Origin of the sequence: Amycolatopsis sp. NPDC052450, from assembly GCF_044547565.1 — a bacterium.
Taxonomy (GTDB): Bacteria; Actinomycetota; Actinomycetes; order Mycobacteriales; family Pseudonocardiaceae; genus Amycolatopsis.
Map to the genome: position 1 here is coordinate 777397 of NZ_JBIUAQ010000001.1, position 15236 is coordinate 792632.

Sequence of the window (15236 nt, forward strand, 5' to 3'; positions counted from 1 at the left end):
GGCGGTCAACCGCGAGAATCACCCGCCATACCACCACCTTGACCCTTCCCGGCTGGGAGCGAGTCCGGCGATCGTCCGTGGAGATCGCCCGATACTTGCCCGACCATCCGCTGACAAGAAGAATGCGCCTTTTCGCGCCGAGTCTCAACCTTTTCGTAACCCTCCTTCGGGCGAATGTCCCGCCGGGTTTTTCACCGGCCGAAAAGTGACCGGCGGGTATGCGCCTCGTGCGATCAACGCTCTACGCTGCGTGGATGGCGGTGGAGCAGAAGGAAGTGCGCTGGCTGTCCGAGTCGGAGATGGTCGCTTGGCGCTCGTACATCGTCGCCACCATGCGGTTGCGGCAGCGCCTGCATCGCGAACTCTCCGAGCGGCACGACGTCACGCTCGCCGACTACGAGGTCCTGGTCTGCCTCTCGCTCCAGTCCGACAACCGGATGCGGATGACGGAGCTGGCGAGCATGCTCGGCTCGACCAAGAGCAGGCTTTCGCACCAGATGGTCCGGCTGGAGGCCGAGGGGCTGATCCGCCGCACCCGTGACCCGGCGGACAAACGCGGCGTCGTCGCGGAGATGACCGGACGCGGCGCGGAACTGCTGGCGGGTGCCGCGCCGACGCACGTCGAGGGCGTCCGGGAGCATTTGATCGACCTGCTGAGCCCCGAAGAGCAGCAGGTGCTGGGGCAGGCTTTCGGCCGCGTGCTGGAACACCTCTCGGAGATCGACGGTCTCCCGCGGCTGCCGCCGGTCACTTCTTGAGGGCGTTGAGCCGCGCGGCCTGACGCGTCAGGTGGGCGTGCTCGGCCAGGTTGGCCGCCTTTTCGGCGGCCTCGCTGTACAGCCGCGCCGCCGTCGCCAGGTCGCCGTCGCGCTCGTGGAGGTACGCCGCCACCGCCGTGTACCGCGGCAGTGAGTCGTCCAGTTTCGCCAGCGCGGCCAGGCCCGCGCGTGGTCCGTCCGCCTCGCCGACGGCCACCGCGCGGTTGAGCCGGACGACCGGGCTGCCGGTCAGCAGCGCGAGTTCGTCGTACCACTCGACGATCTGCACCCAGTCGGTCTCCTCGGCGGCAGGCGCGTCGGCGTGGAGCGCCGCGATGGCGGCCTGCGCCTGGAACTCGCCCAGCCTGTCGCGCGCCAGCGCCGCTTGCAGGATTTCGACGCCCTCGGCGATCAGGCGCGTGTCCCATTCGCCGCGGTCCTGTTCGGCGAGCGGCACCAGGTCGCCGCCGGGAGTCGTCCTGGCGGCGCGCCGGGCGTGGTGGAGCAGCATGAGGGCGAGCAGGCCCCGCACCTCGGGATGGTCGATCGACGCCGAGAGCCGCCGGGTGAGCCGGATGGCTTCCGCGGCGAGGTCGACGTCGCCGGAGTAGCCCTCGTTGAACACCAGGTAGAGCACACGGAGCACGGTGGCGACGTCACCCGCCTGGTCGAAACGCACCGCGGAGACGGTGCGTTTCGCCCGGCTGATGCGCTGCGCCATGGTCGCTTCGGGCACCAGGTACGCCTGGGCGATCTGCCGGGTGGTCAGCCCGCCGACGGCGCGCAGGGTGAGCGCGACCGCCGACGACGGCGTCAGCGACGGGTGGGCGCACAGGAAGTAGAGCTGCAGCGTGTCGTCCACCGCGGGGGCGGGCCCGGGTTCCGGTTCCTCATCGACGAGGTCCTCGCGACGGCGACGGGCGGCGTCCGAGCGGGCCATGTCGAGGAACTTGCGCCAGGCGACGGTGACGAGCCAGCCCTTCGGATCCTTCGGCCGGTCACCGGGCCAGACGCGGACGGCCTCGATCAGCGCTTCCTGCACGGCGTCCTCGGCCGCCGCGAAGTCGGCTCCGCGGCGGACGAGGATTCCGAGGACGTTCGGTGTGAGGCCGCGAAGGAGAGCCTCGTCCATCTCGGCGTTCACTCCGTGATGACGAGGGGCTCGCCCCACAGCGGACGCAGTTCGAGCCATTCGTGGATCGGCTTTCCGCCCGCGCCCGGAGCGGCCGACAGCTCGCCCGCCAGTTCGAGCGCCCGCTCGTAGCTGTCGACGTCGATCACCATGAAGCCCGCGATCAGGTCCTTGGTCTCGGCGAAGGGGCCGTCGGTGACCGGCGGCTTACCCTCGCCGTCGTACCGGACGAAGGTGCCTTCGGGAGCGAGAGCCAGCTCGTCGACGAACTCGCCGGTCTCCTGGAGCCGGAGCGCGAAGTCCCGCATGTACTCGATGTGCGCGGTGATCTCGTCCGGCGCCCAGTGGTCCATCGGCACGTCGTTGACCGCCGCCGGAGCGCCGCGGTAGTGCTTGAGCAGCAGGTACTTCGCCATGACTTGTTCTCCTCGATGAGGGTGGCGCGGCCGGGGTTCGGCCGCTTTCATCGCCAGGGACGGAGCCGGGTACGGGTTCTCGACATCGGCGGGAACAGTAATGCTGCCCGATGGCCGGGAACATATCGGAGGCTACCGATTTCATCGGACCTCAAGTCGGATTGATCGGGAAACAAACTGCCCTCAATGGCGTCTGGTGGTGTATACATCCGATCTCTAGCCTTCTTTATCGCGGTAGTTTCCCTTCGCGAAAGGAAGAACCCCTTGTCCAAGGCAAAACGGCGATCCGCCGGCCTGCTGGTGACCGCCGGTCTCCTCTGCGGCCTGTTCGTGGGTGAGACCGCGGGGGCCGCGGCCTCCGACATCCCGGCGGCACCCGCCGTCAAGGACCACAGCCGGCCGCTGCCGCCCGGCGCGACCCCGGTGGCCCCGCTCGCCGCTTCCGTCGCTCAGGCGCAGATCGCCGCCAATCCGGTGGTCTGCGAGGGTGACGGGGTCTCCGGCAAACGCGTCGAGCTGGTCTACGTCCGTGAAGCCGGTCAGCCCGACCGGTACGCGACCGTCGTGCCCTCCCTGCGCGCCTACGCGTCCGGGATCGACGACTCGTTCAACGACAGCGCCGCGGCGACGGGCGCCAGCAGGCATCTGCGGTACGTGACGACGGCGGGCGCCGGTTGCCAGGTCGCCGTCGCCAACCTCGTGGTGCCCAACGGCACGTACACCTCGGGCGCGATCCGCGACGCCGCCATCAACGCCGGTTTCCACCACGCCGACCGCGACTACATGCTGTTCTCCGACAACCCCCACACCTGCGCCGGCACGTGGGGCGACAGCGACGACCAGCCCGGTCCCGCCAACGCCTTCAACAACGGCAGGCACTACACGGAGATCGCCGTCCCCTGCTGGGGTGTCAACGCCGCGGCCCACGAACTCGGCCACATGCTCGGCGCCGTCCTGCCCGGCGCCCCGCACTACCAGGGCGGCGGGCACTGCTCCCAGGAATGGGATCTGATGTGTTACGGCGACACCCAGTCCTTCGACTGCACGGAGCGCGATTTCGATCGGCTGCTGGACTGCGGCAACGACGATTACTTCAGCACGAATCCCACGCCCGGCAGCTGGCTCGCCACCCATTGGAACGTCGCCAACAGTGCCTTCCTGATCAAGAAGGACACCCCGGACAACGACGACGGCCACGCACGGGGCGGGAAGACGTACGTCATCACCGGCGCCGGCGGCAACGCCATCGACGTCGTGGGGTCGTCGACCGGCGGCCTCGTCGAACTCAGTCACCGGGCCCGCACGGATTCCCCGAGCCAGAAGTGGATCCTGGGCTACAACACCGGTCTGCAACTCGTCAACGCCAACAGCCAGCTGTGCGCCGACAGCGCCCAGAGCGGGACGGCGCCCGGCACGCACATCCTCCAGTACAACTGCAACGGCCAGAACGGCATGCGGTGGGCGTTCCAGCCGCTCGGCAACGGCAAGGTGGCGATCTTCAACTACCTGACGGGCTACGCGATCACCGAGGGCGGCGCGTATCCGGCGTCTCTCGTCCAGCAGCCCTACACCGGGGCGGCCAACCAGCAGTGGACCCTGAACCCCGTCGCGGACCCCGGCCCGAAGGCGAGCACGAAGTACTACCTGACCGTCGCGACCAACGGAAACAGTGCGGCCGTGGTCGACGGCTCGTCCTCTTCCGGCGCGAAGATCACCCACGTGGCCAGGCAGAACGACAACGGCCAGAAGTGGAAGCTCACCGACGCGGGCGGCGGATACTGGAGGATCTCCAACGAGCGCAGCGGCCTGTGCCTGCGGCCGGTCTCCGGCAGTACCGCGGCCGGCGCGCTCCTCGAACAGACGCACTGCGGCTCGTCGACCTCTCAGCAGTGGAAGCTGCTGCGTAGCGCCGACATGCGCTACGGGCTGGTGAACCGGGCGAGCCAGCTGGCGGTGCGGCAGGTCAACAACGGCACGGCTTCGATCCTCGAGCAGCGGCCCTTCGTGGGCGGCCGCAGCGACGAGACCGTCTGGGCTCTCGTGCCCGCGTGAAACGCGAAGCTCCCCAGGTCCGCTGACCTGGGGAGCTTTGTCTTCAAGACTGGCGGTAGCGGTGGGATTCGAACCCACGGAGGACAGAGCCCTCGCATGTTTTCAAGACATGTTCCTTCGGCCGCTCGGACACGCTACCGCCGTCGAGGATATCCGACGGTGCTTTGCCGGGACGCTTCGGATCTAGTCGAAGTCCCAGTCCGTCAATATCCCGATGAAGAGGAAGAACGCCAGGATGAGCACGATGATCGCGACACCGACGTAGCCGATGATCAGGGCCGCCAGCGCCATGCCCTGGCCGCCCGCTTCCCCGCGTTTGGCCTTGGAATGCGCGATATGCCCCATGATGACACCCGCGATCGACGGCAGCCCGCTGCACGCGACGAGGCTGGCGATCGACACGATCAGCGCCGCGATCGCCAGACCCTGCTCCTGCGGCGGTTGCGGCGGACCGTAGCCGTAGCCCGGCTGCTGGTACGGCTGCCCGTACGGAGGTTGCTGACCGTACGGCTGCTGCTGACCGTAGGGATCCTGCGGATATGTCACCGGCTCACCGTAACCGCCGGAGATCGGTTCAGGACGCTTGACTCTTCTCGGCCTTCGCCGCGATCCGCGCCTGGACCTCGGGGCGGCGCAACGGCGGCACCGTCGCCGGCGGCTGACGGCGGGCGGGCAGTTCGGTCAGCAGCCGCCTGGTGATCTCGGTGATCTCGGCGACGGCGGCCTCGAACGGCTCACGGGTGGCGTCGGACAGGCTCTGCACCCCGGACACCTTGCGGACGTATTGACGGGCGGCGGCCTCGATCTCGTCCGGCGTCGCCGCCGGCTCCAGGCCTCGAAGCGTGGTGATGTTCCGGCACATGACCCGATCGTACGTCCGCCCACCGACGTTTCCGGGTGCTTCGATCACACAGTCGGTTAGAAGCTGCCCCGGTTCGTTGACGCCGAAAAACGCGTTTGGGCACTCTCGGCGGAGTGCCCCTCAGACCCCGCTCTCTTCGCCGCGCGCCCGTCGAGCCGATCCCCGAACCGGCCGAGCCCTCCCCGATACCGGAACAGGTCTGGCAGCGCGTCCCGATCGACGCCCTGATCGACCTGGTCACCGAGATCTTCACCGCCCACGACCTGCCGTGGTCACGGGCGAGGATGGCCGCCGAGGCGGTGTGCCACGGCGATCTCACCGGAACGCCGGAGTCCGGTGTCGCCGAACTGACCCGGCTGCATCTGCCGATGCTGGTCAACGGCATGGTGCGGCCGAGGGCCGAACCGCTGATGATCGCCGACCGCGGTGCCGCCGCCCTGATCGACTACCGCCGCGCGCCGGGACTGTGGGCCGTCGGCGACGCGATGGACCGCGCGGTGTCCCGGGCGGGCCGGTACGGCGTCGGGCTCATGTCGGTCCGCGGCGTCGGGCCGTTCGGCCGCGCCGGGCACCATGCCGCGAGGGCGTTGCCGCACACCATGATCGGGCTCGTCATGGCCGCGGGCGGCGAGCTGGGGAAGGCAGCGAACCCGCTCGGGATGGCCGCCCCCGCGGGCGCGTACCCGGAGTTCGTGCTCGACCTGGACACCCTCGCGGACGTCGACAGCGCCGCCGTCGCCGGCTTCGCGCTGCTGGTGGAGATCTTCGCCGGAGTCCTGTCGGGCGTCGGCGACCACGATCACGACACCGGTCTCATGGTGATGGCCATCGCGCCGACGACGCTGCGCAGCGCCGACGGGTTCTACAAGGCCGCGAGCGCGTTGTTCGGCAGCCTGCTCGGCTGGGAGGGCGGCACTCCGGTCCGGTACCCGGGCTGGCGTGAGGCGCAGTACCTCGAACAGTGCCAGGCGCTGGGCGTCCCGCTGAACGAGCCGGTGCACCGCGAACTCGAAGAACTCGCGAGGGCACTCAGGTTGCCGGGCTTCGGCGGCCGATGACCCCTGATCCGTCCTCGTGAATGCCGTACTGCCGAGGGAGGGGAATCACGAACAATTCGCGATTCCTTCACCTGTTGGGCTGACCGGGTGATTCTGTCGCGTGCTTGTCGACGATATTCGAACTGACGGTGATTATGCGGTCCCTCTCGGTGTGTCTTCTCTGGTTTGATTGCTGGTTCGAGGAGACGGTGCCAGAGGGGGAAGTATGGCGGCCGACTACACCGGCCTGCTTGATGAATTGCGAGCTCTGCGCAAAGGGCGGGGGATCTTCTCCGCTGAGATCACTCAGCGGATAGGCCCCACCCTGCGCGAGCTTTGCCACATCCAGGCGGACGACCAGGTGCCAGAGGTCAGAGAGAAGCTCCTGCGACACCTCGGTGACGTGGCGGCCTTCTTGCCCGCTGACCTGCGAGTGGCCGCCTCGGCGGCGGTCGCGCTCCATCCCGCGGCGAGACACCAGTTCCTGACCGGGCGGATTTCGTGGCTCGCCCAGCGGATCGGACGAGACGAGCGAACCGTCCGCCGCCGGATGGACGACGGCATCGCCCAGCTCGCGGAGGTGGCGGCCCGTTGTCTCAGCGCACCGTCTCCGCGGCCGGAAAACGATCAGAGCGACTTCTATGTCGAGCAGTTCAGCGCGGTCCTGATCCTGGATCGTGGTGCTCCGGAGGCGCTGGAGAGGCGCACGATCGTCGCCGAGCGCGACGACCTCGACCAGATAGTCGTCGCACTCAGCCTGCCGACGGTGCCCGCCGCGAAGGACAGAGACCGGGACCTGGCGGCGGAGGTTCTTTATGGCGGGACGCTCCTTCGTCGAAGGCGCCCGGTCGGCAGCCGTTTCGAGTTCGTTCTCACCCTGCCGAAGCCACTCCGAGCGGGAGAACGCCACGAGTACGCGATGAGATATCGGGTTCCCGACGGGCAGGCGATGCGCGAGCACTACGTGTACACGTCGCCAAGGCGGTGCGACCTCTTCGACCTCCGGGTCCGGTTCGGACTCGTCGATCCGCCCGGGCGGATCTGGCGAGTCGAAGAGGCTTTCCATCGCGACCTCGACGAGGAGGTCCCTGCGGGTGACGGCCTCGCGCCCGACAAGGCGGGGGAGCTCCATGTCGTGTTCCGCGACCTGTTGCCCGGGTTCGGCTACGGCGTCCAATGGACCATGCCGTGAGCGATGGCCGGACGTGGCGGGACCCGGTACCCGAGAGCGAGCCGGGCGCCTTCTGGGACACCTTGTCGATAGACGACAGGCGAGCGATGAACGCCGCCGGGACATCCATATCGGTTTCGCGCGCGGTCGAGATCTGCAGACAAGGACGGCCGTCGTCCACCGTCCATCTCCTGTGCACCGGCTCGGCGGAGGTCTTCCGGCAGGACGCGGACGGTATCCGCACCATCCTGGCCAGGCGAAGGCCCGGACAGCTGATCGGTGAGATGTCGGCCGTCGACCGATCGCCGGCCTCGGCGACGGTTCGGACGTTGTCCGCCTCGGTGTTCCTCGTGCTCTCGGCCGCCCGGTTCGTGGAGCTGTGTCACGCACGGCCCCAAGTCACCTGGAGCGTGCTCCGGACAGCCGTCGCCCGGCTGAGGGACAGCGACGACCAGCGGCAGCAGTACCGGCTCGATGTCCGCAAACGCACCATTCTCTGTCTGCTCTCGATCGCCGAGGACGCCCGTCCCGGAGACAGCCGGTCGCGCGTGCCGATCACCCTCACGCAGCAGCAACTCGCCGACATGGTGCCCGCGTCCCTGCCCTCGGTGACTCGGATCCTGGAGGATCTCCGCGACGTCGGCGCGCTTCACACCGGCAGGGGCCGGATGATCGTCGAAACCGGCAGGCTGCGTTCGCTCATCCGGCTGGATTCATGAATTCTCCGTTCCGCATCATCTGATGTGGAACACGGCCGCTGACCGTCATAAATTCTTCTCATTGAGTTGATCCAAAGATTCGACGAGGCGCGCGGCTCGGATAATCCGGATCCCAGACTCTTTCGAGAGGTGAATCGGTGAAGGTCATGTGCGGTGCGAATGTGGTGCTCAAGTTGTGTGCGTTTTCGCTATTCGTCGGACTGCTCATCGGGGTTTCTCTCGGTTGACCGCCCGGCCTGCCTCGGCAGGCGAAAACGGAGGGAGGTGACGAAGATGGAGCCGCATCTGTTGCTTGTGCTGGTGAGCGTGCTGTTCGGCTGAGGGGACCGGGCGGCCGGCTCGAGGGGGCCGGCCGCCCCGGGGTCCGGTGGCAGATATTTGTCCGCTTTTTGTCACTTCCCGCTGAGGCGGCACCCTGTTGTCCTGATTCTGTCCTTGTATCGAGGGCTCCGGCCTTTGAAACTTGCCGCCAGTTGCAGGCGAAATAGTGCGAGTGGAGTCAGAAGTTGGTCTTCATGAACCAGTCGGGACCGCCGGTCACCGAGTACCGATCCATAGTGCTCGTCGACGTGGAGGGATCGACCAAACTGCCCGACCCGGCTCAGATGGAAGTCAGAAAGGCGCTCTACGCGATCCTCGACGAAGCCTTCGGCCAGGCAGGGGTGAGCGAGCGCCACCAGGTCAGGGAGGATCGAGGAGACGGCGTCATGATCCTCGTCGACTCGGCGGTTCCCAAGATCCACCTTGCCGGGAAATTCCTCGGACAACTCGTCAGTTCGCTGGAGGAACACAACCGGTCCAACGCGCTCTCGGACTGGCTGCGACTCAGGATCGCTCTGCACGTCGGCGAGGTCCACCGTGATCGGCACGGCTACGGCGGCGACGCGCTCAATTCGGCGTTCCGCCTGCTTGACGCGGAAGAGCTGAAAAGCCGTTTCAAGGAGATCCAGCGGGCCCAATGCGTGGTCATCGCTTCGGAACGGCTCTTCCACGACCTCATCCGCCATCACCCCGGCGAGACCGGTGCGGCGCACTACCGGGAGATCACCGTCGAGAGAATCGGCAAACCCGCATGGGTCCGGGTACCCGGTTTCACCAGCCTCCCGGAGAGTCCTGCTATCGAGAAGAAGTCAGGCGGCCCCGGTGGAGCCAAGACCGCGGGCATGACCGCCAACACGCTCTTCGCCGGGCCGGTCACCGCTCATCGCGACTTCGTCATCAACAACGACTGACCTGCGAGAACCATGGAAACGACAGAGGGCGGCGAAAATCGGCCGCCTGACACCGGTGGGTACGGCGAGGTTCCGGAGGAGGAGAACAACTCCGGAACTCCACGAACCAAGGAGGACGCTCTCCGTGCCTTGAAAGACGAGGGCGCGGGTTGGGAGGACAGCGACCGTTCGCAGGCGATCATCAGCGAGTGGATCGAGCGGACCCGGGGCCCCGGCGCCACGATGATCAACTATTTCGCCGCGGAGGTGCACGCGGGCCGCGACTTCACCATCGGTGGTGGCGGTGAGCACCGGAAGCGGCGGTCCAGCGCGACCCTCGTCGCGATCGATGCCGCCGAGATCGCCGAGTACACGGCGGCATTCGTCGAACCGGCGGGATTCAGCCGGGCGATAAGGGTGCTCAGTAGAAAGCACGTCGTCACCCTCGCTACCGCCGAGGGGCTCGGCCAGCGTACGACGGCGTTGGAACTACTGCGGCGGGCACTCGGCGTCGACGAACCGGCCTTGTACAAGCTGGACGCGCTGGAGGTGCTGGGCGACCGGACCTGGGAACCACCGCACGACGCGGCCGGATACCTGGTCCCGCGGGAGGATGCCTCGTTGGGGCTGCTCAGCGAGACGTGGTTCGACGCGGTTTCCCGCGCTCTGGCGGACGCGGGTGCCTATTTGGTCGTGCTCACCGAACCGCTCAGCGAAGAGCTGGCTCAGGCCACATGGCGTACGGACTACGTAGTCGAGAACCTCGCGGCGCCGTATGCCTTCGACGTGGTCACGGAACGTTTGAGCCGGACAGGTCCGTTCGATCGGGAGGCGATCAAGCGGCAGCTGACCGAGGCGGGTGCGAGGCCTTTGCTGGAGGCCCGGCCGAGACCGCAGTTCGCCGTGGAGTTCGCCGCCGAGGTCCTCAGGGTCGTCAGCGACGGTGGCGATCTGCGTGACGCGGTCGCGAGGCTCGACAGGCCTGGCGAACTGGTCCGGGAGTGGTTCTCCGAACACAAGAGGCACGATCACCTGGCGTTCGTGTTCGCGGTCGCGGTACTCGAGGGAAGCAGCTACCTCACCCTTTCCGACGCCGCGGCGCAACTCTTCACCAGACTTCCCGACGCTCCCGGCGAGGAACCGATGCATTTCCGGGGCACACTGCGGAAGGACCATCCGTGGATCGAGCTCGACGTCGGGGATGAGCCGGGGGCCGTGGAGCTGGTGAGGTTTCGCAACCAGCGCTTGCAGCCGGTGGTACTCACGCATATCTGGTATGAGTACGACATGTACCGGCCGGTTCTCTTGGCCTGGTTGAAGAGCCTGTGCGGACACCCGGACATCGAAGTGCGCGCCAGGGCCGGAACGGCTGTCGGGATCATCGCGTCGGGCGATCTCCAGCACGCGATGCACCGCTATCTCAGGCCGTGGGCGCGGAGCAAGACCGTCCAGCTCAGGCAGAGCATCGCCCTCGCCTTGAGCGTCGTCGGCGCGCTGTCGGAGCACACCGACAGCGTCTGGACCTTGTTGCGGGATTGGGCCGCGGCACCGGAAAACGTCTACGAACGGCGCATGGCCGCGACCGCGGGGCTGGTGGCAGGCAGTCCATGGGGCTTGGAAGATCCGAGCAGAGCGCTGGGCGTCCTGCGGTGCCTGGCCGAGGACGACGACTGGGATTCCCTCGAGGTCATCGCCGTGGGGATCCTGCACCTTCTCGACGGTGGTTCCTTCACCGAGGTTCTCCGGGCGCTGCTCGCCTGGACCGCTCGGCAGGACGGGAGCGCGCTGGTGGAGAAGGGACTGGTGGCGTTCACTTTCGCCGCCAGGACTCCGGTCAGCCGAGCCGAGTCGGAGACCACGGTGGTGCCGGTCCGGCGCCCGGGGTTGCCGACGTTGCTCTCGAACGCGGTGAACGCGCCACGGGAACTCGCCGAACTGTGGGCGCGGGCTCTGGCGAACGCTCAGGTCAGGCCCATGGCGTTGGACGCGTTGCACGAGTGGCTGAGGATGGCGGATCGGGATCCGAGCGTCTTCCAGGCAGTCCGTACCCAGATTCTCACTGTCGCCGGGCTCAGCGACCTGGACTGTGAGCGCCTCGAGTACCACCTCGAGCTGTGGGCCGATTCCGAGGGGAATCCCTCCGCTTCCGCCTTCGAAATCCTGCGCGAGCTATCTGTACCCGCTTGAACGGAGCCTTCATGCCCACCGTGACCTACGACCCGATCCTCGAGCTTCGAGAGCTTCCCCGGCTCAGGATCTTCACTCCCATCGCCGCACCACGGCTCGGAACCAGTCTCGTGCTGGAGCCGGAAGAAGGGCCGCCCCTGGTGATCGCCGCCGGCGATCGGGTTCCCGAAGCCCGGCTCGGCAAGTACCACCGGTCGTACCTCATCGACCTCGGGAACTATGCGCTCAGCTTGGAAGAGCGGGTTCCCAGTGCGGATCCCTCGTTCCAGTTCACCGCGACCGTCAGCTTCACCTGCCGGGTGCACAACCCCACGGAGATCGCGAAGCGCCGAGTGCGGGACATGACCGGATCTCTCCGGCTTCAGATGGCGAGGCTGATGCGCCAGGCCGCGCGCGAATACGACATCTCGGAGTTCAATCAGGCCGAGGCCGCGATGAACGCGCATCTGGCGAAGTTCACCGGAGACTCCGCCGTCTACCTTGGCGGCTATCTCGTCGAGTTGCACGCCGGTGGCGCTGTCGAGCAGAGCAGCGCGGAGTTCCACGACACGAGCCGCGCGATCAGGATGGATCGGATGCGACGCGAGCCGATGGCCGATGTCGTTCGCGGCGGTCGCGATGAGATGTACGCCCAGTGGCTCGCCAAACGTGGTGGGGACCCGTCGCAGTTGCTGGAGTTCGAAGCGACCGCGAGAGCTGATGAAGCGGAACTGATGCTGAGGACGATGAAGGCGCTTGAGCCTGGCGAAGGTGGCGAGCCGTTCGCTTTCCGCGAGGAACGGAAGAAGCTGACCGCCAGGCTGCTCGGTGAGCCGAGCGAGGATCGCCCGAAAAAACGCAAGTCGCGGCTGACCGGTTCTCTCGCGCCCGCCTCCGACTCGGCATCCGAGGAGCAGGTGCGATCGCAGTCCGATCGGCCGGAAGCCGGCGAGCCGGGACAGCCGGTGAACCGGATCCGTGGCCTGGGGCAAGGTCCGGGCCGAACCGATCCGGACGGGTGAGGAGCGAACGTGGAGATAGTCGCGTCCGAGAGTCCGGGCGCCGCGTACTGGCGTTGGCAGGAACAGGGAATCCAGGCACTGGGTGTCTGGACCGAACGGAAAGCGGGTGCGGGTGAGGACGCCGAACCGCTGTTGATTCATCGAAAGCCCGCGGCCGAAGGCCTCATCGCGGTTTTCGATGGCGCGGGTGGAGCGGGTTCGGCGGGGGCGGGTTCGACGCCGGACGGTCGCGAACGGACGGGCGCCTGGGTCGGGTCCCGGACGGCCAGAGCGGCGACGGAGGAGTGGTACGTGCGTGTCGCGGAGGACAACGCCGACCCCGGCGCCTTCGGCCTCAAGAGCTTGCTCGATCTCCGGCTCGGTCAGATGGCCATAGGGAATCCCAGCAAGCTGGGTGGCAGCATGCGGCGGACCCTGCCGACGACCCTCGCTTCGATTCGCTACGAGGTCGGTGACGACGCGGTCCGCTGGCAGGTCTTCTGGGCAGGCGACTCGCGTTGTTACCTCCTCGAAGAGTCCGGGCTGCAGCAGCTGTCGCTCGACGACACCGATTCGGCCGACGCACTGACCCTGCTCATCGAAGACCCGCCGATGACGAACCTGGTTTCCGCCGACAGGCATTTCGTGGTCAACTCCGCGCACGGTGACGCACCGGCACCTTGTGTGCTGCTCTGTGCGACAGACGGCTTTTTCGGATACGTACGTGGCCCGGCCGACTTCGAATACTTCCTTTTGAAGTCGTTGAGCACCGCGGTGGACCTCGACCATTGGGCTGGCAATCTTGTCGAGACGGTCTGCTCGTACACGGGTGATGACGCATCGCTTTCCTTGTTGGCCTTGGGTTTCAGTGACTTCGAAGACCTTCGCGGCTACTACGCCGCGCGGCTCGGCCTGGTGAGGACCGAGTTCTGGGAGCCGTTGCGGGCGGCGGAGGAGCGGACGGACCGGGAGGGTTTCGTCGCTGCTCGCAAAGGTTCTTGGGAGCACTACCGGTCCGGTTACGAACGCCGGATGCCGTTCAAGGAGGAAGTTCGATGAAGCAAGGCGACAGCCTGAACGGCTATCGGGTAGTCACCAAGCCGACCAACGACGGAGCCGGAAAGTGCCTCTGGGCCTTCGTGGAACGAGGCGGGCATGAGTACTTCATCAAGGAGTTCCTTGATCCCAAACGTCCTGGTCGCAACTCGATGGGTGATGAAGAGTCCAAACGGCTCCGGCTGGAGCAGTGCGAGGAGTTCGAGCGCAGGCACTGGGCGGTGATCAGCAACCTCGACCCGACCGACCCCTATGCCGGCAATCTGGTCACGGCCCTCGACTTCTTCTGTGTGGGGACCAAGTACTACAAGGTGACGGCTCGGATGACACCAGTGCCGATGCCGCCGCCGGGAGCACTCTCGAGTCAGCAGAAAGTGGTACTGCTCGGAACGCTCGGTGACAGTCTGGCCTTACTGCATCGCCAGAAGATCGTGCACGGTGATCTCAAACCGGACAATGTGCTCCTGCACCGGCCGCCGCGTAGCGACCTCTACACCGCGAAGCTCATCGACTTCGACGACGCCTACCTTTCGGGTTCGCCACCGGACCGCGACACGATCGGTGGAGACGCGGGTTATGCCTCCCCGGAGCTGCTGCGCTACTTGAAGAACGACCCGTCGATCCGGCCGGAGCAGTTGACCACGGCCGCGGACATGTTCGCGTTCGGACTGATGTTGCACGGATATCTCACCGGAGCACCGCCCGGATTCGCCGGTGCGCACGGGTCCGTCGCGGAAGCGGTCAACGCCGGAGCGGACGTCCTGCTCGACAGCAAGTTGAGCGACCGGGCGACGGCCTTGATCCAAGCGTTGCTCGAGGCCGATCCCCGTGCCAGGCCGACGGCGGCAGACGTGCTGCTCGCGCTGGATGACAAGTCCCTGGTGGACACCAAACGGTCTCGACTGCGGATCAACGTGTCCGCGAATCGTTAGAGAGAGGGCGACCCCCATGAGCAGGCCACATGAGGCCCTGAAGTACGCGGTCGACATCGTGTTGTGCATCGATTCCACCGCCAGCATGGCGCACGTCCTCGATGACGTGAAGGCGAGTGCCCTGTCCTTCCACGAGAGGCTGATCGCCGAGATGCGGGCGAAGGGCAAGGCCATCAGCCAGCTGAGGCTGAAGGTCATCGCCTTCCGGGACTTCGGAGACTGTGCCGAAGACGCTCTCGAACAGACGGACTTCCTCGTGCTGCCCGAGCGTTCGGTGGAGTTCGACAAGTTCGTGCACGGCCTGGAGGCCGACGGCGGCGGCGATATCCCGGAATCCGGCCTCGAGGCGCTCGCCCTCGCGGTGCAAGCCCCCTGGGAACGCGGCCTCGATCGACGGCGGCATGTGGTCGTGCTGTTCACCGACGCCCCGGCACATCCACTGGGATCGCCTCGGCAACGGGCGGCCGCCACCTACCCGGCGTCGGTCCCGGATTCGATCGACGAACTGTTCGAGCAGTGGGGGCACGCCCGGAGCCAGCGTTCCGTCATGGACAACTCGGCGAAGCGGCTGCTCCTGTTCGCGCCGGAGATCTCGCCATGGCCGGAGATCGCGGATGACTGGAACAACACCTTGTTCTTCCCCTCCAACGCGGGTGAGGGCCTCGAGGAGTGGGAGATGGGCGAGATCATCAACACCATCGCGAACAGCCTGTGATGGCGATC

Annotated in this window: 15 protein-coding genes and 1 tRNA gene; 11 read left to right on the forward strand and 5 right to left on the reverse strand. The window is 66.9% G+C overall.

Translation table 11 applies throughout. The features are described 5' to 3' along the window. The first annotated feature begins 254 nt into the window (after window positions 1–254). Window positions 255–758, forward strand: coding sequence for a MarR family winged helix-turn-helix transcriptional regulator (locus ACIHAO_RS03790; protein WP_396554595.1), 504 nt, complete (start codon window positions 255–257; stop codon window positions 756–758). Here ACIHAO_RS03790 and ACIHAO_RS03795 read toward each other — a convergent pair. Then, window positions 748–1890: an RNA polymerase sigma factor gene (locus tag ACIHAO_RS03795; protein ID WP_396554596.1), complete on the reverse strand. Its 1143-nt coding sequence runs from the start codon at window positions 1888–1890 to the stop codon at window positions 748–750. The genes ACIHAO_RS03790 and ACIHAO_RS03795 overlap by 11 nt on opposite strands. An 8-nt stretch (window positions 1891–1898) precedes the next feature. Then, window positions 1899–2306, reverse strand: coding sequence for a YciI family protein (locus tag ACIHAO_RS03800; protein WP_396554597.1), 408 nt, complete (start codon window positions 2304–2306; stop codon window positions 1899–1901). Window positions 2307–2570: 264 nt separating this feature from the next. Here ACIHAO_RS03800 and ACIHAO_RS03805 point away from each other — a divergent pair, with 264 nt between their 5' ends. After that, window positions 2571–4358, forward strand: coding sequence for an RICIN domain-containing protein (locus ACIHAO_RS03805; RefSeq protein WP_396554598.1), 1788 nt, complete (start codon window positions 2571–2573; stop codon window positions 4356–4358). Window positions 4359–4408: 50 nt separating this feature from the next. Here the strand turns inward: ACIHAO_RS03805 and ACIHAO_RS03810 are convergent. The 3 genes from ACIHAO_RS03810 to ACIHAO_RS03820 form a co-directional block, all read right to left on the reverse strand. Next, window positions 4409–4497 (reverse strand) — tRNA-Ser (locus ACIHAO_RS03810). Between the two features lie 44 nt (window positions 4498–4541). Next, entirely contained in the window at window positions 4542–4904 is a 363-nt protein-coding gene (locus ACIHAO_RS03815) for a DUF4190 domain-containing protein (RefSeq protein WP_125790461.1), read from the reverse strand. Between the two features lie 28 nt (window positions 4905–4932). Beyond that, window positions 4933–5220: a DUF2277 domain-containing protein gene (locus ACIHAO_RS03820; protein WP_125780632.1), complete on the reverse strand. Its 288-nt coding sequence runs from the start codon at window positions 5218–5220 to the stop codon at window positions 4933–4935. Window positions 5221–5333: 113 nt separating this feature from the next. Here ACIHAO_RS03820 and ACIHAO_RS03825 point away from each other — a divergent pair, with 113 nt between their 5' ends. From ACIHAO_RS03825 to ACIHAO_RS03865, 9 genes are all read left to right on the forward strand, one after another. Continuing rightward, a complete protein-coding gene (locus ACIHAO_RS03825) occupies window positions 5334–6278 on the forward strand; it encodes an Ldh family oxidoreductase (protein WP_396554599.1) in 945 nt (314 codons plus the stop codon). A 205-nt stretch (window positions 6279–6483) separates the two neighbouring features. Beyond that, window positions 6484–7449, forward strand: coding sequence for a hypothetical protein (locus tag ACIHAO_RS03830; protein WP_396554600.1), 966 nt, complete (start codon window positions 6484–6486; stop codon window positions 7447–7449). Continuing rightward, on the forward strand, window positions 7446–8147 hold the full coding sequence (locus ACIHAO_RS03835) for a Crp/Fnr family transcriptional regulator (protein WP_396554601.1): 702 nt from the start codon (window positions 7446–7448) through the stop codon (window positions 8145–8147). The genes ACIHAO_RS03830 and ACIHAO_RS03835 overlap by 4 nt, the downstream gene beginning before the upstream one ends. 515 nt (window positions 8148–8662) lie before the next feature. Next, window positions 8663–9379: a hypothetical protein gene (locus tag ACIHAO_RS03840; RefSeq protein ID WP_396554602.1), complete on the forward strand. Its 717-nt coding sequence runs from the start codon at window positions 8663–8665 to the stop codon at window positions 9377–9379. 12 nt (window positions 9380–9391) lie between these two features. Then, window positions 9392–11545 carry a hypothetical protein gene (locus tag ACIHAO_RS03845; protein ID WP_396554603.1) on the forward strand — a complete coding sequence of 718 codons (2154 nt, stop codon included), beginning with the start codon at window positions 9392–9394 and terminating at the stop codon, window positions 11543–11545. 11 nt (window positions 11546–11556) lie between these two features. Beyond that, the gene (locus ACIHAO_RS03850) at window positions 11557–12546 is read left to right on the forward strand and encodes a hypothetical protein (RefSeq protein WP_396554604.1); all 990 of its coding nucleotides are present in this window, start codon (window positions 11557–11559) and stop codon (window positions 12544–12546) included. Window positions 12547–12555: 9 nt separating this feature from the next. Then, the gene (locus ACIHAO_RS03855; RefSeq protein WP_396554605.1) at window positions 12556–13584 is read left to right on the forward strand and encodes a serine/threonine protein phosphatase; all 1029 of its coding nucleotides are present in this window, start codon (window positions 12556–12558) and stop codon (window positions 13582–13584) included. Then, complete coding sequence (locus ACIHAO_RS03860) at window positions 13581–14513, forward strand: protein kinase (protein WP_396554606.1); 933 nt, start codon at window positions 13581–13583, stop codon at window positions 14511–14513. Before ACIHAO_RS03855 ends, ACIHAO_RS03860 begins: the two co-directional genes overlap by 4 nt. A 16-nt stretch (window positions 14514–14529) precedes the next feature. Continuing rightward, on the forward strand, window positions 14530–15228 hold the full coding sequence (locus ACIHAO_RS03865) for a vWA domain-containing protein (RefSeq protein ID WP_396554607.1): 699 nt from the start codon (window positions 14530–14532) through the stop codon (window positions 15226–15228). The last annotated feature ends 8 nt before the right edge of the window (window positions 15229–15236 follow it).